This is a genomic window from Kribbella qitaiheensis, from assembly GCF_042657745.1.
Classification (GTDB): Bacteria; Actinomycetota; Actinomycetes; order Propionibacteriales; family Kribbellaceae; genus Kribbella; species Kribbella qitaiheensis.
Window position 1 is genome coordinate 1 of sequence record NZ_JBHSKE010000068.1, and the last position, 20,529, is coordinate 20,529.

The window sequence follows — 20,529 nt, forward strand, 5'->3', positions numbered from 1 at the left end:
GGGCTGGGGCGGGGCGGGAGTGGGGGGGTGCTGGGGTGGGTGGGGATTTTGGGGGTGATGGGGCGGGTGTTGGGGGGTGGGCTGGGGGTGCATTAGTGTCCTTGCGGGGGTTGGGATGGGCAGGAGTGGGCGTGAGGGTGAGGACGGATGGCGATCAGTCGCGGGATCGATATCGGTGATTCGGGAGCGAAAGCCCCGCGATCCGTTATCTTTATGTAATGAACGCAACCCGCCCAGCGCCTGGCTCGCAGGCTTCGCTCCGCGAAGCCAACCGCGAGCGCGTCCTGGGGGTTGTCCGGCAGCACGGCCCGCTGACGCAGGTCGAGATCGCCGCCGCCTCCGGTCTCTCCGCCGCCACCGTGTCGAACATGGTCAAGGAACTCGACCAGACCGGCATGGTCGCGCTGTCCCCCAGCATCCGCAACGGCCGCCGCGCGGTCCTCGTCGCCCTGGCCTCCGGTGGCGGCCTGCTCGCCGGTGTCGCCTTCGGTGAACGGGACGTCCGCGTCGCGATCGCGTCCGAGAGCAGCGAGATCCTCGCCCAGCAACTGATGCCGCTGCAGGCCGACCACGTTGCCGACGACGGGATGGAGCGAGCGGCCCGCCTGATCGCCGACCTCACCGAGACCATCGGCGCCGGCATCGAGGACATCAGCGCGATCGGCTTCGGCCTGCCCGCCCCGGTGGACTCGGTCAGCGGCGAGGCGGGTTCGGACGCGGTACTGCCCGGCTGGCGCGGGGTGAATGTCGCCGAGGCGATGGGCGGCCACCTCCGCGCCCCGGTCGCCCTCGACAACACCGCAAACCTTGCTGCACTGGGGGAACTCCGCGGCGGCGCGCTGCGCGGCGTCCAGCACGGTTGCTACATCAAGTTCTCGTACGGCGTGGGCGCGGGCATCGTGCTCGGCGGCGAGGTGTTCCGGGGTTCGGCCGGTACGGCGGGCGAGATCGGGCACCTCACGATCGACGAGAACGGGCCGATCTGCCGGTGCGGCAACCGCGGCTGCCTGGACACGTTTGTCGGGTCGCGCGCGTTGCTCAGTTCGCTGCAGGCATCGCACGGCCCGCTCAGGCTCCGGGACGTCGTGACCCGGGCACTGGCTGGGGATCTCGGCTGCCGCCGGGTGGTCGAGGATGCCGGCCGTCGCGTGGGCCTCGCGGTCGCCGGTCTGGTGAACCTCTTCAACCCGGAGGTGATCGTTGTCGGAGGCAAGATGGCCGAGGCCGGCGACCTGATCATGCTGCCGCTGCGCGAGGCCCTGGACCGGTGCGCGATCCCCAGCGCCGCCGCGACGGTGGAGTTACGCGCGGCTGAACTGGGTGACGAAGCGGATGTGCTCGGCGCCATTCAGTTGGCGTCCGTCCTCAGCCACTCGCGGACGGCCAAGCCGGTGGAGACAACCGTGTAACAACGATATGTCTATTTCTTGAATTCAAGCCTTGACGTCAAGAGCGATGTGCCTTTGACTCTGGAGAGGCCTACTCGGGCCCTCACGTCAAGGAGTTGCTCTATGTCCGTCTCACCAACCCGTTTCGTCGGCCTCGGCCTCGCCGTCTCGGCCCTTGCCCTCTCCCTGGTGGCCTGTGGATCGGACGAGCCGTCCTCGACCGGCGGCAGCTCCGCCGGTGGCCAGAAGATCGCGCTGCTGCTCCCGGAGTCGAAGACGACCCGGTACGAGAGCCTGGACCGCCCGCTGTTCACCGAGGCGCTCAAGGCCGCCTGCGCCGACTGCGAGCTGATCTACAGCAACGCCGACCAGGACGCCGCGAAGCAGCAGCAGCAGGCTGAGGCCGCGCTGACCCAGGGCGCCAAGGTGCTCGTCCTCGACCCGGTCGACGGCAAGGCCGCGGCCGCGGTGGTTGCCTCCGCCAAGGGCCAGAACGTCCCGGTGATCGCCTACGACCGCTTCATCGAGGGCGCCAACTACTACGTCTCGTTCGAGAACGAGGCGGTCGGCAAGCTGCAGGCCCAGACCCTGGTCGACACCCTGAAGGCGGCCGGCAAGACGTCCGGCAACCTCGCCATGATCAACGGCGCGCCGACCGACCCGAACGCGGCCGACTTCAAGAAGGGCGCGCACAGCGTGCTCGACTCCAGCGGCTTCAAGGTCGCCGCCGAGTTCGACACCCCGGACTGGAGCCCGGACAAGGCGCAGGCCTGGATGGAAGGCCAGCTGAGCGCGATCAAGGCCGGCCTGGTCGGCGTCTACGCCGCCAACGACGGCACCGCCGGTGGCGCCATCGCCGCCCTCAAGGGTGGCGGCGTGAAGCCGCTCCCGCCGGTCACCGGTCAGGACTCCGAGCTCGCCGCGATCCAGCGGATCGTCAGCGGTGACCAGGCGATGACCATCTACAAGGCCGTGAAGCCGCAGGCCGAGGCCGCCGCCAAGGGCGCCGTCGCACTGGCGACCGGTGGCAAGCCCGAGTCGACCACCGAGAAGTCCGGTGTCCCGTCCACCATCCTCGACCCGGTGGCCGTCACCAAGGCGAACATCAACGACACTGTGGTGAAGGACGGAATCTACAAGGTGTCGGACATCTGCACCGCGTCGTTCGCGGCCGCCTGCGAAGCCGCCGGCCTCAAGTAACCCCGGCCCCGAGGCCGGCTCCCAGCGCGGGGCCGGCCTCGAGGAACGCCTCGGTCCGGGTGGGCACCGCGAACCCACCCGGACCGAGGCCGGATCGTCAAAGCCTCAGGAGGCTGATCGATGACTGTCACTCCCACCTCCCCGCCCCTCACCGGCACGGTGCTGGCGCTGCGGGGCGTTTCCAAGCGCTTCGGCGCGGTCCAGGCGCTGAAGAACATCGAACTGGACGTGCGCACTGGTGAAGTGCTCGCCCTGGTCGGCGACAACGGCGCCGGCAAGTCGACCCTGGTGAAGACCATCGCCGGGGTCTACACGGCCGACGACGGCACGATGGTGTTCGACGGGCGGGAGGTGCGGGTGGCCAGTCCGGCCGAGGCGCAGCAGCTCGGCATCGCCACCGTCTTCCAGGACCTGGCCCTGTGCGACAACCTCGACGTGGTCGCGAACCTGTACCTCGGCCGGGAACTGCGCAAGGGCAAGGTGCTCGACGAGGTCGAGATGGAGCGGTCCTCCTGGGAGCTGCTCCGCCAGCTGTCCGCCAAGATCCCGAGTGTCCGGATCCCGGTGGCCAGCCTGTCGGGTGGTCAACGGCAGACCGTCGCGATCGCCCGCAGCCTGCTCGGCCAGCCGAAGGTGGTGATGCTGGACGAGCCGACCGCGGCGCTGGGTGTGGCCCAGACCGCCGAGGTGCTCAACCTGGTCGAGCGACTCCGCGAGCGTGGTCTCGCGGTGATCCTGATCAGCCACAACATGGCCGACGTGATGGCCGTCGCGGACCGCGTCGCGGTACTGCGGCTCGGCCGCAACAACGGTGTCTTCACGGTCAGCGAGACCAAGACGCAAGACATCATCGCCGCCATCACCGGTGCCACGGACAACGCAGTCTCCGAGCGCGCGGCGCGCCGGACCCGTGAGGAAGGTTCCGCATCATGACCACCCCGGTCGACGGATCGAAGGTCCCCGTGCAGGACACCGTGGAGGACCCGGCCCAGGAAGCGCTGCCGGCCGACCTGCAGGACGAGCGGCTGATCGCCAGCCATGGCGTGAGCGGCGCGATCGCCGCCTTCACCGCGCGGCTGCGCTCCGGTGATCTGGGCTCGGTCCCGGTGGTGGTCGGACTGGTCATCATCTGGGCGGTCTTCCAGATCGCCAACAGCAACTTCCTGTCCAGCCGCAACCTGGTCAACCTGACCCTGCAGACCACCTCGGTCGGTGTGATTGCCCTGGGCATCGTTCTGGTTCTGCTGCTGGGCGAGATCGACCTGTCTGTGGGTTCGGTCAGCGGTCTGTCCGCGGCCATCTTCGGCGTCACCTTCGTGAACAAAGGCTGGCCGTTGGTGGTCTCGATCCTCGCCAGCGTGGCGGTCGGCCTGGTCATCGGCCTGTTCTACGGAGCGCTCTACAACCGCTTCGGTGTGCCGAGCTTCGTGATCACGCTGGCCGGCCTGCTGGGCTTCCTCGGCCTGCAACTGTGGGTGCTGGGCAAAGAGGGTTCGCTGAACCTTCCGTTCGACTCGGCGATCGTCAAGTTCGCGACGCAGAGCTTTCTGTCGCCCGCGGTCGCCTACGGCCTGGTCGTCGTAACGGTCGCGCTCTACATCGTGAGCCGGCTGCGCGCCCGTGGTCAGCGCCTCGCGGCCGGTCTCTCGGCGGCGCCCAACTCGATCATCGGCCTCAAGGCGGTCGCGCTCGCGCTGGTGCTCGCCGTCCCGGTCGCGGTCCTGAACGGTGACCGCGGTGTCTCGTCGATGTTCGTGCTGCTCCTCGCGATGGTGGTGGCGACCGACTTCGCCATCCGCAAGACCCGCTGGGGCCGCTCGGTGATGGCAGTCGGCGGCAACGTCGAGGCGGCTCGCCGGGCCGGTATCAACGTGCGGATGATCTACCTGTCCGTCTTCGCCGCCTGCTCCACCTTCGCCGCCGTCGGCGGTCTGCTGGCCGCCTCCCGGCTGGTCGCGGTGAACCAGAGCAGCGGCGGCAACGACACCAACCTGAACGCGATCGCCGCCGCCGTCATCGGTGGCACCAGCCTCTTCGGCGGCCGCGGTTCGGCGTACTCCGCACTGCTCGGCGCGCTGGTGATCATGTCGATCTCCAACGGGCTGGCGCTGCTCAGCCTCGACTCCAGCGTGCGCTTCATGGTGACCGCGGCAGTCCTGCTGATCGCCGTCACGATCGACTCGCTCAGCCGCCGCAGCCGGCAGGCACACGGCCGCGCATAGACCGGTGGGTTGCTGCCTGACCCCCTGCATCGGCAGCAGCCCGCCGTACCAAACGACGGATCGCCACTCCCCGCCCGGAGTGGCGATCCGTTCCCGTCTGTACTGCGGTACTGCGGGGGCTACAGCGAGTTGACCGCCCGGGTGGCCACCAGCGCACCCCGGCGTACGGCGCGTTCCAGGTCCCACCGGCGGGTGGCGAAATCGGCCGAGGGCAGGGATATCGCCACCGACGCGAGCACGGCACCCGCGCTCGACCGGACGGGCGCGGCCAGGCAGGACAGCCCGTCCTGGAACTCGCCGATCTCCAGCGCCACCCCGGAGCGCCGTACCTTGTCCAGATGGGCCTCCAGCAGCGACCGGTCCGTCATGGTGTTCGCGGTGCACCGCCGGAGGCCGACCCGGTCGAGGTACGCGTCGCGCTCCTCGGGTGACATCGCGGCCAGCATCACCTTGCCGAAGGCGGTCGCATGGGTCGCCTCGTGGAAGCCGATGTCGAGCACCTGCACACGCGGCCGGCGTTCCGAGTCGACCACATGCGCGACCACCACGTTCACCTCGCGGTAGACGGCGTAGTACGCGGCCGCGTCAGCCTCCAGGTGCAGCCGTCTGACCGCCGACGCGATGAGCGCCGGCACCTCCAGTTGCCGCTCGAGCCCTTGCTCCAGCAGCCGGACCCGGTACCCGAGCCCGTACCGGTGGTCCTGCGCGAGGTGCACGAGATACCCGGACTCGGTCAGCGTGGCCAGCAGGTGGTACGCCGACGGCAAGGCCAGGTCCAGGTGGGCGGCGATCTCCTTGGCCGTCACCCCGTCCCGGCTGGCCGCGACGAACTCCATCGCCCGCAGGGCCCGCGACACCGACTGCACCGTCCCGGACACGGGTGCGCTCGACCCGTTCACCGCTGGAGGGTCGAAGTTCGGCGCCGACGTAGTCACCTTGACAGCCTGCCCCGAAAGGAGAGCCGACGCACCCCGAGGCCGGGGCGTCTCCGCGGTCACCCGGCGATCACCTGGTCGACGCCGTCGGGGCGTGGCAGGCCGTAGCGGACGGAGAGCAGACCGCGACACAGGCCCGAGTTGCCCTCGATGCTGATCCGCGTCGTCTTCGCCAGCCGCAACTGCACCGGGAGGTCCAGCTGCCGGATCGGCGACCCGTCGTCCTGCAGCAGCAACGCCGCCGACGGTCCCGACGGCAACCCAAGCTCCGTACGCCGTCGCCGTAGCCGGTCGAGCTCGTCCCCAGGCAGAGCATCGGCGAGTGTCGCCTCTGCCAGGTCCGGCACCGACCAGCCGTCTTTGAGCAGGCGTGACGCCACCTGCTCCTGGCACGCTCGGTGGGCCTTGCGCTGGAAGGTGATCCGGAGCTGCTCCAGCTCCCCGTCCGCCAGCCCGGGGAACGAGCCGGCGAATCCACGCCCGCCCGCGACCCCGGCGTTGATCTCGTCCGACGCGAAGTGGTCGAGCAACCTGATCACCACCGCGCGGGACCCCGCCCGCGCGGCGACCGCGTCGTACGCGTCGGCGACCATCAGGTAGGCGAAGTTCGGCGCGCAGAAGTACGTCGGCAGCCGGAGCTCGACCGTGACCACCTCAGCGTCCTCGGTCACGCCGGAGACGAAGCCGAGCTCGGTGACCGGCGCGTCCAGCTCGGGATCGCGGACCGTCCCCAGCGCGGTCCAGATCCCGTCGTCGACCCCTGAGGGCCGGGTGCCAGGCATCCCGGCCGTCACCTCGGCCGTCATCAGGCCACCGACACCGGCTCGGAGCCGACCGCGGCCGTCTCGTCGGCACTCTCCGGCAACCGCAGCTCGGCCGGTACGTCGATGCCGTACAGCTTGGCGGCGTTCAGCCCGAGGATCTTCTTCTTCACGTTCACCGAGAGCTCCGGGTACTCGTCGAGGTCGGCCGGGTAACCGAAGTCGACGAACCGCTCGATCAGCCACGCGGGAGTCCAGATCGCGTAGTCGCTGGCGAAGGTGATCCGGTCCTCGCCGATCCAGTAGAGCAGCTCGCCGATGATCTGCGCGAAGTACTTCGGCCGGCTGTGGATGAACGGCATCGCGACCGCCAGACCGCCGTACACGTTGGACTCCTGGGTGGCGATCCAGCAAAAGTCCTCCAGCCGCGGCAGGCCCACGTGCTCGACGATGAAGTTCAGCCCGGGGAACGCCGAGGCCACGTCGTCCACGTCCGCGACGTCGAAGGCGTCCCGGTTCAGTGGGTAGATGGTCGGGCCCTTGTGGATGTGGATGTTCTTGATCCCGAGCTCTTCGCACTTCTCCAGGTAGCGGTACGACCAGGGGTCGGTGAGCTTCCAGCCCTTGGAGTCACCCTTCCACTCGGCGGTGTAGAGCTTCACGCCCTGCAGGTTCCAGCGCTCGGCGAGCTCGACGAGCTTGTCCAGCCCGGCCTCGCCGTCGCGCGGGTCCCAGGCGCCGTTGACGATGAACTTGTCCGGGTGCTTCTCGGCGATCTGGCCGTCCTGCTCGGTGGTGTTGAAGCCGTTCACGTAGAAGTCGGTCAGGTACGTCGGCTGGAAGATCGCCCGGTCGACGTACCCGTCGGTGAACAGGTCCTTGATGATGCGTTCCTCGGACTGCTTGTGGAACTCCTCCAGCGTCCAAACCTTGTCCGCGGGCGACAGGTTGCGGTGGTAGTCGTAGAAGCAGTTGATGAAGCCCTCGCCGTACCTGTTCGCCTGGTTCGCCGGGGTCGCGTCCCACGCGTGCACGTGGCTGTCGACGATGAAGTAGTCGTTCCCGTCCTTGCTGTACATACTTGCTCCTTCAGCTCGTCAGACAGCTCAGCTAGTCAGGATGGCGCGACCGCCGGGGACCCGGCCGCCGTCGAGGTCGTCCAGCGCGGTGAGCGCGTCGTCCAGGGAGTACTGCTTGGTGGCCAGTCGGACCCGGCCCTGTGCGGCCAGCGTCATCAGGTCGACCAGGTCGTTGTAGGAGCCGACCAGGTTGCCGATCACGTTGATCTCGCGGGAGATGATGTCGATCGTCGGCACGTCGACCTTGCCGCCGTACCCGATCACGAAGTACGAGCCGGAGTTGCGGGTCATCGCGATGCCGTCGGCCTCGGTGCCGTGCTCGCCGACGAAGTCGAGCACCACCTGGGCGCCCTCGCCGCCGGTCTGGTCGAGCACCTGCTGGACCTGCTCGCCGTCGCTCAGGATGGTGTCGTGCGCGCCGAGCTTGCCGGCCTTCTCGAGTACATCGGCCGCGCGGTCGACCACCGTGATCCGTGCGGGCGTCAGGGCGAGGAGGCACTGCAGGCCGATGTGGCCCAGTCCCCCGGCGCCGATCATCACCACGCGGTCACCCGGGTGCAGCAGCGGAGCCGCCTTGCGCACCGCGTGGTACGCCGTCAGTCCCGCGTCCGCGAGGGCCGCGACATCGGCAGGCGCGAGGCCATCGTCCAGTTTCACCACGGAGCGGATCGACGTACGGAGGTATTCCGCCATCCCACCGTCGCGGTTGATGCCGGGGAACTCCGAGTTCGTGCAGTGCACGTCGTCGCCCGCACGGCAGGCCCGACAGAGTCCACACGTCACCAGCGGGTGGAGGATCACCTTGTCGCCCGGGCTCACCCCGGTGACCGCCTGGCCGACCTCGACCACGGTGCCGGCGTTCTCGTGGCCGATCACGTACGGCAACTCGACGCCGCTCTTCTCGGCCCACTGTCCTTCGATGATGTGCAGGTCGGTCCGGCAGACCCCGGCCGCGTCGACCTTCACTATGACGTCCAGCGGACCGTCCAGTTTGGGGTCCGGAATCTCGTCGAGGCTGGGGGGTTCGCCGTACTGATGGACTCGGACAGCTTTCATCTCGAGCTTCCCTCCGGTCTTGGGGATCGGTGGGTCCGATGGTGTCGGTGCTCCCGGTGTGGCGAAAGGGGCGTTATCGCCTTCCGATAACCGCCTGATCGGACACAATGAGCCGCATGGCGAAACGCAGGCCACCGATCCGGGTGCAGGCCACCTCGGAGAACCAGACGGTCACCACGCTGGAGCTGTTCTTCGATCTCGTCTTCGTCTTCGCGCTGACGCAGGTCACCGCGCTGATGGCCGACGAGCTGAGCTGGCACGGGGTGATCCGCGGTGTGCTGCTGATCGGGCTGCTCTGGTGGAGCTGGGTCGGCTTCGCCTGGCTGTGCAACCTGGTGAAGGCCGACGAGGGCTCGATCCGGGCCGTGATGCTGGCCGCGATGGCGGCGATGTTCCTGATCGCGCTCGCCATCCCGGAGGCATTCCACGACCTGCCGGGCGGCCTGCCCGGCCCGGTGGTGATCGCGGTGGCGTATTTCGCCTTCCGGGCGCTGCACGTGGTGATGTTCTGGCTGATCGCCGACGGCGACAAGGTACTGCGCCGCACGGTGGCCAGGTTCGCCCCCGCGATGCTGGCCGGTACCGCGCTGCTCCTCGTCGCCTCCCAGTTCCACGGCACGACCCAGACACTCCTGTGGGCCGCGGCGCTGGCCGCCGACTACGGCGGCACCTACCTGATCGACGCCCGTGGGTGGCGGCTCAACTCACCGGCCCACTTCGCCGAGCGGCACGCGCTGATCCTGATCATCGCGCTGGGCGAGTCGATCGTGGCGATCGGCGTCGGCGTCACCGACCTGCCGATCTCCTGGCCGATCATCATCGCCTCGCTCCTCGGCCTGACCGTCGCCTCGGCGCTGTGGTGGATCTACTTCGACGCGGCGGTGCACTACGGCGAGCAGGCCCTGGCCGCCGAGCCGCTGGAGACCCGGCCGAAGCTCGCCCGCGACGCGTACACGTTCCTGCACTTCCCGATGGTGGCGGGCGTCATCCTGCTCGCCCTCGGCCTGAAGAAGGTGCTCGAGTACGTCGGCGACACCGAGCACCACCACCTCGACGACCCGCTGAAGGGCATCGGTCTCTTCGCCCTCTTCGGCGGGGTGGTGCTCTATCTCTTGGGACACGTCGGCTTCAAGTGGCGGACCACGCACACCCTCGGCGTCAGTCGGCTGGTCACCGCCGCCCTCGCGGTCGTGGCCGCGCTGACCCTCTCGGACGTGCCGGCACTCGGCCAACTCGCAGTACTGGCTGGTCTGCTGGCGGCGCTGGTCGCCTACGAGTCCATTCACTACGCCCGCCAGCGAGACGAGCTCCGCCACCATCACGAGTCGGCCGAGTGACGAAGAAAAGCCCCCACCGGCGGCGGGGGCCTTTCTTTCTGGGATTGCTCAGGCCGTGGCGGCGGTCAGGTCGACCTTCGGCTCGGCGAAGTGGCAGGCAGCCGTGTGGCCGGGACCCGACTGGGCCTGGGTCATCAGCGGCGGCTCCTGGGTGGCGCAGATGTCCTCGGCCTTCCAGCAGCGGGTCCGGAACCGGCAACCGCTCGGCGGGTCGATCGGGGACGGCACGTCGCCGACCAGCCGGATCCGCTCCTTCGGCGGCACGCCGCGGATGGTGCCGAGGTCGGGTGCGGCCGACAGCAGCGCCTGGGTGTACGGGTGCTGCGGAGCGGTGTAGATCTGCTCGCGCGGACCCTGCTCGACGATCTTGCCCAGGTACATCACCGCGACATGGTCGCAGAAGTGCCGGACCACGCCGAGGTCGTGCGCGATGAACACGAAGGCGATGCCGAGGTCGCGGCGCAGGTCCTCCAGCAGGTTCATCACCTGGGCCTGGATGGACACGTCCAATGCGGACACGGGCTCGTCGGCGATGATCACCTCGGGCTCCACCGCGAGCGCTCGGGCGATGCCGATGCGTTGGCGCTGACCGCCGGAGAACTCGTTCGGGTACCGGTTGTGGTGCTCGGGGTTGAGGCCGACCCGCTCCAGAAGTTCCTGGACCCGCTCGAGCTCCTTGCCCTTCTTCACCAGGTTGTGCACCCGCAACGGCGTGCTGATGATGTTGCTGACCGTCTGCCGCGGGTTCAGCGAGCTGTACGGGTCCTGGAAGACGATCTGCAGCTCCCGCCGGAACGGGCGCAGCTCCCTCTCCTTCAGCTGGGCGATGTCGGTGCCCTTGAAGATGATCTGCCCCGAGGTCGGGGTGAGCAGCCGGGTGATCATCCGGCCGGTCGTCGACTTGCCACAGCCGGACTCGCCGACCAGGCCGAGGCTGCCGCCGGGCTCCAGGTCGAAGCTGACCCCGTCGACGGCCTGGACGACCTTCCTGGTCCGGCCCAGCCCCGCGGCCTCCTTGATCGGGAAGTGCATCTTGAGGTCCCGGACCTGCAGCAGCGGGGTGGCGCTGTTCTTGCTTGCCGAGGCCGAGTCTGCGTTGCTCACTGTCTTGCTCATCTCTCTCCTCAGCCCAGTCTCGGCGCGACCTCGGCCTCGTAGATCGAGGCCTTGTCGTGCAGGTGGCAACGGGACGTGTGCGCGCCGGCGCCGTCGACCGGAAGCAGCTCGGGCAGGTCTGTGGTGCAGCGCTCGCCCTTCACGCGGTCCGTGTACGGGCAGCGCGGGTTGAACGAACAGCCGCTCGGCAGGCTCAGCAGCGACGGCGGCAGACCCTTGATCGGGCGAAGCATCTCGCTCGCGGCCGACACGGTCGGGATCGACTCGAGCAGACCCCAGGTGTAGGGCATCCGCGGCCGGGCCAGCACATCCTCCGCGGTGCCGTACTCCACGCAGCGGCCGGCGTACATCACCAGCACGTCGTCGGCCATCTCGGCCACCACACCCAGGTCGTGGGTGATCAGCACGATCGCGGAGCCGAACTCCTTCTGCAGGTTGTTCAGCAGGTCCAGGATCTGCGCCTGGACGGTGACGTCGAGCGCGGTGGTCGGCTCGTCCGCGATGACCAGCTTCGGGTCGTTGACCAGACCCATCGCGATCATCGCGCGCTGCCGCATACCGCCGGAGAACTCGTGCGGGTACTGCTTGAACCGGCGGACCGGGTTCGGGATGCCGACCAGGTCGAGCATCTCCAGCGCACGCTTCTTCGCGACGTCCCTGGACACCTTGTTGTGCACCCGGTACGCCTCGGAGATCTGGTTGCCCACCGTGTAGAGCGGGTGCAGCGACGACTGCGGGTCCTGGAAGACCATCGCGACCGCGTCGCCGCGGACCTTCATCAACTCGTTCTCGGGCATCCCGACGATCTCGTCGCCGCCGAGCTGGATCGAGCCGCTGATCCTGGTCCGCTTCCGGTCGTGCAGGCCCATCACGGCCATGCTCGACACGGACTTGCCGGAACCGGACTCACCCACGATCGCCAGGGTGCGGCCGAGCGGTACGGCGTAGCTCAGGCCGTTGACAGCGCTGACCAGCCCGTCCGCGGTCGGGAACTGGACCGTGAGGTCCTGCACGACCAGGTACGGCGTCTCGCCACTGGGTGTGTACGCCGTGTCGCGGCGTTCCCGGGTGGCGATCGACGGGTTGCGCTTGGCGTCCGGCAGAGCTGGGCCGTCGCCGGGTACGGTGCCGACCATCGTGTCGGGGGTGTCCTTCCGTCCTTCGTTCTCCGGTGTCGTCATGCCAGCCTGACCCGCGGGTCGATGATGCTGTAGGCGATGTCCACCAGGAAGTTCATGACTACCAGGATGACCGAGGCGACGAGCACCGTGCCCATGATCACCGGCAGGTCGTAGCTGTTCAGGCTGTCGAGCACCAGGACGCCGAGGCCTGGCAGGTCGAAGATGCGCTCGGTGAAGATCGCGCCGGCCAGACTGCCGGCCACGTCGAGGCCGAAGATCGTGATGACCGGGATCAGGCCCGCGCGGAGCGCGTGCTTGTAGGTGACCACCCGGTCGGACAGGCCCTTGGCCCGCGCGGTCCGGATGAAGTCCTCGCTCAGCGTCTCCACCATCGAGCCGCGGGAGTACCGGGCGTACGAGGTGCAACTGTAGATGCCGAGCACCAGCCAGGGTGTCAGCAACCCGAGGAACCACTTCCCCACGCTCTCGGACGGTGGAGTCCAGCCGCCGCGGGGCAGGATCGGGTAGAGGATGGTCAGGTAGAGCGCAATCATCAGCGCCACGATGTAGTACGGCACCGAACTGACCACCAGCGTGCTGGTCATCAGCGCGCGGTCGCCGAAGGTGCCTCTTCGTTTGGCCGCCATCGACCCGACGTAGACGCCGATGGTGAGCACGATGACCGCGTAGCCGGCGACCAGCGACACCGTCACCGGCAACCGGTCGGACAGCATCTGGGTGACCGGCCGGTCGTTCTTGAAGGAGAACCCGAGGCAGGGCGCACTGCAGTGCTGCACCACGCCGGACGTCTCGAAGTCCCGGCCGACGAAGATTCCGGCGGTGTACTCCGCGAACTGCTGCACCTTGGGTCGGTCCAGGTGCAGATTCTCTTTGATCTCGTTGTACCGCTCCTGGGTGCAGTTGCGTTCGCCGCAGATCGCTCCGGCCGGGTCGGTCGGAGCGATGAAGAACAGCGCGAAGGTCGCGATCAGCGTGACCAGCACGACGCTGAGGGCGCTCACCAGACGTCGCGCCACGAAGTACAACACGGGCTATCTCCTCACCGATCGGGGTGGTGCCCGGACCAAGTCCGGGCACCACCCCACCGTCGGAACTACTGAATCAGATGTTCGTCACCCTGACTGGATCAGGGCTGCTTCAGGTAGATCGAGGTGAACTCGGGCAGACCCTGGGTCATGTCGTTGACGGCGTGACCGATGTTCTTCCCGACCGGCGAGTTGGTACCGGTGTAGTACAGCGGGATGACCGGGAGGTACTTCTCCAGGATCATCTTGTCGACCTTCGACCACTCCTTGAGCTGCTCGTCCGGGGACAGAGCGGCCACGCGGTCGATCTCGGCGTCCAGAGCCTTGTCCTGCAGCTGACCGACGGAGTTGCCCAGCTCGATCGCGTCGGACTTGAACAGCACCGGGAACCAGGAGGTGCCGCTCGGCCAGTCGGAGCACCAGCCGGCCGGGGTCTTGCCGATGTTGACCGGAGCGTTCTGGTCACCGACGAAGGTACGCAGCTTGGCCTTCGGAACACCGATGGCGCGAACCTTGAAGCCGGCCTTCTCGAAGACCTGCTTGCGCAGCTGGGTCACCTGGGTGGAGATCTTGTCGTCGATCGAGTAGTACCAGCTCAGCTCGAAGTTCGACTTGCCCAGCTTGGCCAGCTCCGACTTCACCTCGGCGGCGACGGCGTCGTCCTCGGCGCCCTTACCGGTTCCGGTCAGACCCGGGAGCTCGTACTTCTCGAAGCCCGGTACGGCCGGCGGCAGGATGGTCGAGGCGGGCGGCGAGTCCGACGGGTTCAGACCGGCAACCTTGCGCCACGAGTCGGTCGGGTGCGCCTTGGCGATCAGCTTGCGCACCTCGAGCGGGATCTTGCGCGCGTCCATCGTGTACATCTGCGTGCAGGGGCCGGGGCCCTTGACGAGCTGGCTCTGGTCCTTGACCTCGGGCAGCAGGCTGACGTCCAGGTTGGAGTAGTTCAGCGCGTTCGCGTCCGGGCCGGCGCTGGCCAGCACCTGACGCTGTGCCTTGATGGTGTCCTGGGCGAACTTGAAGTCCCAGCCGTCCGGGTACTGGTAGCGCACCGGGTCGGTGTTCGGGTCCCAGTTCGGGTTCTTCGCCAGCTTGAGCTCGGTGCCCGGGGTGTACGACGTGACCTGGTACGGGCCGGTCGTCATCGGACGCTGCTCGTAGTTCTTCTTGGTGTCCTTCGCCTTCGGGATCGGCGTGAACATCGGGAAGGCCGCGTAGAACGGCAGGTCGTCGAACTTCGTCGCCAGGTGGATGACCAGGGTGCTGTCGTCCGGCGTCTCGACACCGGCGTAGTTGTCACCGCTGGCGTATGGGCCCTTGTACTTGTCGCCGTCCTTGAAGAACTGGATCTGGTACGTCGGTCCCGCGTCGTACAGGTCGTGCGCGAAGGAGCGCTTGATCGCGTACGCGAAGTCGGCGGCCGTGACCGGCGAACCGTCCTGGTACTTGATGCCCTTCTTCAGCTTGAAGGTCCAGCTCAGACCGTCGGCCGACTTGGTGCCCAGGTCCTCGGCGAGGTCCGGAACCAGGGTCGGCTTGCCAGTCGCCGGGTCCAGCTTGTACTGGGTCAGGGCCCGGTAGATCAGCTTCCCGATCTGGTTGCCGTCGGTGTAGTAGATGTTCGTCGGGTCGAAGGTGTCGGGCGTGACGTCCGACAGCACCGTGACGGTGCCACCCTTCTTCGCGCCGTCGATCTCCTTGGCGGGTCCCTTGGCAGTGGCGTCGATCGCCTTGACCTGCGCCCCGCCCAGATCGCCTGAGCCACCGGCCTCGTTACCACTGTTCGAGGACGGGCTGCCGCAGGCCGCGACGGCCAGCATGACCCCCGCCGACACCGCGGTAATCCGTTTCCACTGCATGATGGAGTTTCTCCTTTTCTGCCGCACGGGCAATCGCCGACCTACCGGCGAGTCTTGGGGTCGAAAGCGTCTCTGATCGAGTCGCCGAGAAGGGCCAGCGCAAGCACCAGTGCGATGATGCCGACCACGGGAAGCCAGAGGTAGATCGGGTCCGCCTTGAACCAGTTCGTCGCGTTCGCGATCGTCTGGCCCCAGGACGGAATCGGCTCCACCAGTCCGACACCGAGGAAGGACAGGCCTGCCTCTAATGTCACATATGCGGGCAAGGAAAGTGACGCTGAGATAACGATCGGGGCGACCAGGTTCGGCAGCAGTTCCTTGAACAGGACCTGCCGGGTCGGCACTCCGATCGCCTTGGCTGCCAGCACGAACTCGCGCTCGCGCAGCGACAGCACCTCACCGCGGATGATCCGGGCCAGGCCGGCCCAGCCGAAGAACGACAGCACGAAGATCAGTACGAAGAACCTCGTGGAGGCCTGTTCCTCGGGCGTCATGTTGAACGATCCGCCTCGCATCGACTCGACGATCGGGACCAGCGCGATCGCGAACAGCAGGTACGGAAGGCTGAGGACGAAGTCGATGATCCAGGAGATCACCCGGTCCACCCAGCCACCGAGGAAGCCGGCCAGCAGGCCCATCACAACACCGACGATGGTGCCGAACACCGTCGCGGAGAAGGCGACGATCAGCGACGGGCGGGCGCCGTACACCCAGCGGGCGAAGCTGTCCCGGCCGGTCTTCGGCTCGACACCGAACCAGTGGTCGGCGTTGATGCCGATGGTCGGGAAGCCGTACTCGTCGACCAGGTCGGGATGGAAGGTGCTGTAGTCCTGGCCCTCGATCTTGGACCACACCGGTGCGAAGACCGCGACCAGGATGAAGAAGAGGACGACCACGATGCAGATGACGGCGACCTTGTCCTTGCGCAGCCGCTCCATCGCGATCCGCAGCGGGGACTTGCCATGGGCGACCGTCGCCGGACGAACCGGCTCGGCGGACGCCGGGTGGTCCTGGACGCCCACAGTCGAGTCAGGTTGCCCAATAGTCATTCGCGCTCCGTCAGCTTCTGTCGGCCAGATTCCGGTTGCAGACCCGGCAACGGTCTGTAGATCGTGCCGAAGTTTTTCCTTGCAGAGGGCTTGCGTCAAATTGCCTTGACGCCGCCGATCCGCCACAACCGCGCGCTAGCCTGCCTGACACTGTGACACCAAACCAGCGGTGCCCGGCAGCAGTGCACAAATCGTTACCGGAACAGGTACCGGACCGGAACATTTCCCCCCGATGGTCACCCACTGCGATCAATCCTTCGCGAAACGCGGCGGCACAGCACCGTCAGTGGCCAGATTGTGCCAGATTGTCACCCGGAGTGAACGTCGTCACGCGTCCGGTGACGAGTGAGCAGAACCACTCGAACAACGCATTCCGGAATGGGTGAACGGCCCTGAAACGTGATCTTTCCGGCAGTCATCGGACAATCCGGGACTTCCGGAAGCCCCGATGAATCGCCGTTCCGGACGCCGTCGGGCCGCTGCTAGGTGACAAACACCCGCGCAGCGGCCCGAGGAGTAAGGCGTGTTCTGGTCAGCTCTCGCGGACGTGGACGGTGACGAACGGAGGCTTGACCACCTCGAACGCCTCCTGCCGGCCGCGGATGTCCACGGCGACCTGATCGCCCTCCTTGACGCGCGCCGCCAGCAGCGCGAGGGCGATCCCCTTCTTCAGCGTCGGCGAGAACGTGCCGGAGGTGACCTCGCCCACCGCGGTACCGGCGGAGTCCACCACGTTCATGTGCGGCCGCGGGATGCCCCGGCCGACCGCGCGCAGGCCGCGGAGGAGCCGGGCCGGCCCGGCTTCCTTCTCCGCGCGCAGGGCCTGGTCGCCCCAGAAGTGCTCCTTCTTCCAGCCCACGGCCCAGCCGGACCGGGCCTGCACCGGCGTGATCTCCGGGGAGATGTCCTGGCCGTGCAGCGGATAGCCCATCTCGGTCCGCAGGGTGTCGCGCGCGCCCAGGCCCGCGGGGACGATGCTGTACTGCTCTCCTGCCGCCAGCAGCGCGTCGAAGACCGCGACCGCCGCCTCGTTCGGAACCACCAGTTCGTAACCGCGCTCACCGGTGTACCCGGTGCGGCAGACGACGATCGGAGTGCCGGAGAAGTCGGCGACAGCGAAGGACATGTAGTCGTGGCCGGTCGGCAGGCCGATCGCGGCGACCACGTCGTCGCTGTCGGTGCCCTGGACGGCGAGGATCGCGTAGTCGTCGTGGGTGTTGGTCACCTCGACCCCGTCGGGCGCCTGCTCGGCGAGCCGGCGGACCACCTCCGCGGTGTTCGCCGCGTTCGGGATCAGGAACACGTCGTCGTCGGCGTGCAGGTAGGCGATCAGGTCGTCGACCACCCCGCCGTCGTCCGCACAGCACAAGGTGTACTGCGCCTGGCCCGGCGCGATCTTGCCCAGGTCGTTGGTCAGGCAGGAGTTCACGTACGCCGCGGCGCCCGGACCCTTGACGGTCGCCTTGCCCAGGTGGCTCACGTCGAACACACCGACGGAGGTCCGCACCGCGGTGTGCTCGGCGACGACCCCGCTGTACTCCAGCGGCATCTCCCAGCCACCGAACTCGGCGAACTTGGCGCCGAGGGCGACGTGCCGTTCGTGCAACGGGGACTTCTTCAAGACGGGAGACTCGGTCATGCAGCGGAACTTACCGGAAGCGCCTCGGCGTAGCATGCGGAGGCAGCATTCACGTACCGTCACGACCGGCACCTGCCACCCGGTCAAGGAGGACTGAGGATTTCGTGAGCACCATCACCCTGAGCAAGTCCGATGCGTCCGGCGTCAAGAGCGACGTCCTGGTCATCGGCGTGGTCAAGCTCGACGGCGGCGTAGCCCTGCCCGCCGGCACCGAGTCGCTGAACGCCGCGTACGGCGGGAAGCTGGTGGAGGTGTTGTCCGGCCTCGGCGCCACCGGCAAGACCGGCGAGGTCACCAAGGTGCCCGGCCCGAAGCCCGGAAAGTCGGCCACGCTGATCGCCGTCGGCCTCGGCACCGCGCCGGACGGCGCCCTGAAGACCGAGGACCTGCGCACCGCCGCCGGTGTCGGCGTCCGCGCCGCCATGACCGGCCAGTCGGTCGCGTTCGCGCTGCCGACCCCCGACGCCGAGTGCGTCCGAGCCGTCGCCGAGGGCGCACTGATCGGCCGCTACACCTTCAACGCCTACAAGTCCGAGGCAAGCACCGAGGCGCCGGGCAACCTGACCGTGCTGACCGACCTGGCCCGTTCCAAGGAGGCCAAGGCCGCCCTGGAGCGCGCCGAGATCGTCGCGGACGCGGTCCACCAGGTGCGCGACTGGGTCAACACTCCCCCGTCGGACCTGCACCCGGCCGAGTTCGCCGTCCACGCCCAGAAGCTGGGCAAGGAGCACGGCGTCAAGGTCGAGGTGCTGGACGAGAAGGCGCTCGCCAAGGGCGGGTACGGCGGCATCCTCGGCGTCGGCCAGGGATCCACCAACCCACCGCGGCTGGTCCGGATCAGCTACACGCCGAAGAAGCCGGTGACGCACCTGGCCTTCGTCGGCAAGGGCATCACCTTCGACTCGGGCGGCCTCTCGCTGAAGACCGCCAGCGGCATGATCAGCATGAAGGCCGACATGGCCGGCGCGGCCGCCGTCGTCGCCGCCACCATCGCGATCGCCCGGCTCGGCCTGCCGGTGCAGGTGACCACCTACGCGGCGATGGCGGAGAACATGCCGTCCGGGTCCGCCGCCCGCCCGTCCGACGTGCTGACCATGTACGGCGGCAAGACGGTCGAGGTGCTCAACACCGACGCCGAGGGTCGCCTCGTGCTGGGTGACGCCCTGGTCCGGGCGTCGGAGGACCAGCCCGACCTGATCGTCGACGTGGCCACCCTGACCGGCGCCTGCGTCGTTGCCCTGGGCACCAAGGTGGCCGGCGCGTTCGCGAACACCGACACCGCCCGGGACCGGGTGGTCGACGCCGCGGTCGCCGCCGGCGAGCAGATGTGGCCGCTGCCGATCCCGGCGGAGATGCTCGACAAGCTGCGCTCGCACTCGAAGGTGGCCGACCTGGCCAACATCACCGGCGAGCCGTGGGGCGGCGCCCTGGCCGCGGCCGCGTTCCTCGGCGATTTCGTTGCTGAGGGCATCGACTGGGTCCACCTGGACGTGGCCGGCCCGGCCTTCAACGACGGTGGGCCCTCCGGCTACACCCCGGCCGGCGGCACGGGGTACTCCGTTCGCACCTTGGTCGAGCTGGCCGCCGCCGCCAGCTGATCTGCTAGCCGGACCTTTTAGCTGGCCCTTCTAGCTGGTCCGGTAGCGGATCTCCAGCATCGTGCACCCCTCGCCGGTCCGGTACGGCCCATGTGGCATACCGGGCCGGCGAGCGGCGTAATCCCCTTGTTCGAAGGTCTTGCCGAGGGTGAGGTCGGTCAGCGTCCCCTCGAGCAGATAGACCTCCTCGAAGTACTCGTGCTGGATCACGTCTTCGCCTGAGACCGTCCCGGGCGCCCACTTCGCGATCCTGGTCAGCGTCCCGTCTGCCGGATCGCTGCTGAGCATCCGTTGGCTGATCCCTGGTCCGACTTCGGTCCACGGGACGTCCGATGCGGTGAAGAACTCGTGCTGCGACTTCATTCCCAGGCCGCCGCGAGCTGCTCGACGGAGTACAGGATCCGGCTGGTGACGCCGCGCGGATCGGTCAGTTCCACCCGCCACGCGTCGGCGAACTGGTCGACGCCCGCGATCATCGGGATCGTCCCGCTGAGCAACACCGTCCCGGGCCGCAGCAGCGAGCCCAGTTCCTTCACCCAGTACGCCGGGGGCAGCAACTGCGCAAGCGTGCCGTCCTGGATGAGCTGCTCCCGCTCACCGTGCCTGACCCAGGCCTTCAGCGTGAAGTCGTCCAGCTCGTGCTCGATCGCGGCCAGCGGCCAGGCCATGTCACCGAGCAGGTCCGGGGCGGACTGCTTGCTCCAGGCAACGCCGTGCACCTCGAGCGCACGATCTGTGTGATCGCACGCAGCCGTCAGCAGCAGGTCGTCCGGGCCGTCTCCGACGATCAGCGCCCACTCCGCTTCCCCGGACGTCTTCCCGTGCGCGACCTGGACGATCTCCGGCCGGCTGACCAGGCTCGCCGACAGCGGGTAGAGCGTCGGGATCCTCTTCGGTGCCGGCACGCCGAGCTCGGCGAGCTCGTCGACGTGGTGCTGGACCTGCGGGGTGTCGCGACCGGCGTAGCCCGCGTTGAGTGCATAGCGGACGTCGATCGCGCGCTCAGCACCGCCGGGCAGTGTGAATCGCAGCGTTTGGGACACAGAAACCTCCAGCGAATCTGAATCAGGACTTGCGTGAACACGTTGTATACAGCAAGTATGAAGCATTGATGCGAGGAGGT

General features: G+C 68.1%; 18 protein-coding genes. 6 read left to right on the forward strand and 12 right to left on the reverse strand.

What is annotated here, in order from left to right; translation table 11 throughout:
- Positions 1-218: 218 nt before the first annotated feature.
- From ACFPJ1_RS37665 to ACFPJ1_RS37680, 4 genes are all read left to right on the forward strand, one after another.
- On the forward strand, positions 219-1,409 hold the full coding sequence (locus ACFPJ1_RS37665) for an ROK family transcriptional regulator (protein ID WP_380111098.1): 1,191 nt from the start codon (positions 219-221) through the stop codon (positions 1,407-1,409).
- Positions 1,410-1,511: 102 nt separating this feature from the next.
- On the forward strand, positions 1,512-2,588 hold the full coding sequence (locus ACFPJ1_RS37670) for a substrate-binding domain-containing protein (protein WP_380111099.1): 1,077 nt from the start codon (positions 1,512-1,514) through the stop codon (positions 2,586-2,588).
- Between the two features lie 120 nt (positions 2,589-2,708).
- Positions 2,709-3,521, forward strand: coding sequence for an ATP-binding cassette domain-containing protein (locus tag ACFPJ1_RS37675; RefSeq protein WP_380111101.1), 813 nt, complete (start codon positions 2,709-2,711; stop codon positions 3,519-3,521).
- A complete protein-coding gene (locus ACFPJ1_RS37680) occupies positions 3,518-4,810 on the forward strand; it encodes a sugar ABC transporter permease (protein ID WP_380111102.1) in 1,293 nt (430 codons plus the stop codon). Before ACFPJ1_RS37675 ends, ACFPJ1_RS37680 begins: the two co-directional genes overlap by 4 nt.
- Positions 4,811-4,929: 119 nt before the next feature.
- On the opposite strand, the gene ACFPJ1_RS37685 is transcribed toward ACFPJ1_RS37680, so the two are convergent.
- Genes ACFPJ1_RS37685 through ACFPJ1_RS37700 form a run of 4 tightly spaced genes read right to left on the reverse strand, consistent with a single transcriptional unit; the run spans position 4,930 to position 8,641 of the window.
- Positions 4,930-5,745, reverse strand: a complete 816-nt coding sequence (locus ACFPJ1_RS37685) for an IclR family transcriptional regulator (protein WP_380111103.1) — start codon at positions 5,743-5,745, stop codon at positions 4,930-4,932.
- 59 nt (positions 5,746-5,804) lie between these two features.
- Positions 5,805-6,551 carry an iron-sulfur cluster assembly protein gene (locus tag ACFPJ1_RS37690; protein WP_380111104.1) on the reverse strand — a complete coding sequence of 249 codons (747 nt, stop codon included), beginning with the start codon at positions 6,549-6,551 and terminating at the stop codon, positions 5,805-5,807.
- Positions 6,551-7,585: an amidohydrolase family protein gene (locus ACFPJ1_RS37695; protein ID WP_380111105.1), complete on the reverse strand. Its 1,035-nt coding sequence runs from the start codon at positions 7,583-7,585 to the stop codon at positions 6,551-6,553. The genes ACFPJ1_RS37690 and ACFPJ1_RS37695 overlap by 1 nt, the downstream gene beginning before the upstream one ends.
- A 27-nt stretch (positions 7,586-7,612) precedes the next feature.
- The gene (locus ACFPJ1_RS37700; RefSeq protein WP_380111106.1) at positions 7,613-8,641 is read right to left on the reverse strand and encodes an NAD(P)-dependent alcohol dehydrogenase; all 1,029 of its coding nucleotides are present in this window, start codon (positions 8,639-8,641) and stop codon (positions 7,613-7,615) included.
- A gap of 116 nt (positions 8,642-8,757) precedes the next feature.
- Between ACFPJ1_RS37700 and ACFPJ1_RS37705 the strand changes: the two genes are divergently transcribed.
- Positions 8,758-9,978: a low temperature requirement protein A gene (locus ACFPJ1_RS37705; protein ID WP_380111107.1), complete on the forward strand. Its 1,221-nt coding sequence runs from the start codon at positions 8,758-8,760 to the stop codon at positions 9,976-9,978.
- A 48-nt stretch (positions 9,979-10,026) separates the two neighbouring features.
- Here the strand turns inward: ACFPJ1_RS37705 and ACFPJ1_RS37710 are convergent, their stop codons facing one another.
- The 6 genes from ACFPJ1_RS37710 to gcvT all read right to left on the reverse strand — a co-directional run bounded on the left by ACFPJ1_RS37710 (position 10,027) and on the right by gcvT (position 17,808).
- Positions 10,027-11,094, reverse strand: coding sequence for an ABC transporter ATP-binding protein (locus ACFPJ1_RS37710; RefSeq protein ID WP_380111108.1), 1,068 nt, complete (start codon positions 11,092-11,094; stop codon positions 10,027-10,029).
- Between the two features lie 8 nt (positions 11,095-11,102).
- Positions 11,103-12,275, reverse strand: a complete 1,173-nt coding sequence (locus ACFPJ1_RS37715) for an ABC transporter ATP-binding protein (protein WP_380111109.1) — start codon at positions 12,273-12,275, stop codon at positions 11,103-11,105.
- The gene (locus tag ACFPJ1_RS37720; RefSeq protein WP_380111110.1) at positions 12,272-13,264 is read right to left on the reverse strand and encodes an ABC transporter permease; all 993 of its coding nucleotides are present in this window, start codon (positions 13,262-13,264) and stop codon (positions 12,272-12,274) included. The genes ACFPJ1_RS37715 and ACFPJ1_RS37720 overlap by 4 nt, the downstream gene beginning before the upstream one ends.
- A 98-nt stretch (positions 13,265-13,362) precedes the next feature.
- Positions 13,363-15,120, reverse strand: coding sequence for an ABC transporter substrate-binding protein (locus ACFPJ1_RS37725; RefSeq protein WP_380111111.1), 1,758 nt, complete (start codon positions 15,118-15,120; stop codon positions 13,363-13,365).
- A gap of 41 nt (positions 15,121-15,161) precedes the next feature.
- Positions 15,162-16,169 carry an ABC transporter permease gene (locus tag ACFPJ1_RS37730; RefSeq protein ID WP_380111112.1) on the reverse strand — a complete coding sequence of 336 codons (1,008 nt, stop codon included), beginning with the start codon at positions 16,167-16,169 and terminating at the stop codon, positions 15,162-15,164.
- Positions 16,170-16,701: 532 nt separating this feature from the next.
- Positions 16,702-17,808, reverse strand: a complete 1,107-nt coding sequence (gene gcvT / locus ACFPJ1_RS37735) for a glycine cleavage system aminomethyltransferase GcvT (RefSeq protein WP_380111113.1) — start codon at positions 17,806-17,808, stop codon at positions 16,702-16,704.
- A gap of 104 nt (positions 17,809-17,912) precedes the next feature.
- Here gcvT and ACFPJ1_RS37740 point away from each other — a divergent pair, with 104 nt between their 5' ends.
- Positions 17,913-19,406, forward strand: coding sequence for a leucyl aminopeptidase (locus ACFPJ1_RS37740; RefSeq protein ID WP_380111114.1), 1,494 nt, complete (start codon positions 17,913-17,915; stop codon positions 19,404-19,406).
- 30 nt (positions 19,407-19,436) lie between these two features.
- Here ACFPJ1_RS37740 and ACFPJ1_RS37745 read toward each other — a convergent pair whose 3' ends face one another.
- Positions 19,437-19,769 carry a cupin domain-containing protein gene (locus tag ACFPJ1_RS37745; protein WP_380111115.1) on the reverse strand — a complete coding sequence of 111 codons (333 nt, stop codon included), beginning with the start codon at positions 19,767-19,769 and terminating at the stop codon, positions 19,437-19,439.
- Positions 19,766-20,449 carry a DUF2848 family protein gene (locus ACFPJ1_RS37750; RefSeq protein ID WP_380111116.1) on the reverse strand — a complete coding sequence of 228 codons (684 nt, stop codon included), beginning with the start codon at positions 20,447-20,449 and terminating at the stop codon, positions 19,766-19,768. The genes ACFPJ1_RS37745 and ACFPJ1_RS37750 overlap by 4 nt, the downstream gene beginning before the upstream one ends.
- Between the last annotated feature and the right edge of the window lie 80 nt (positions 20,450-20,529).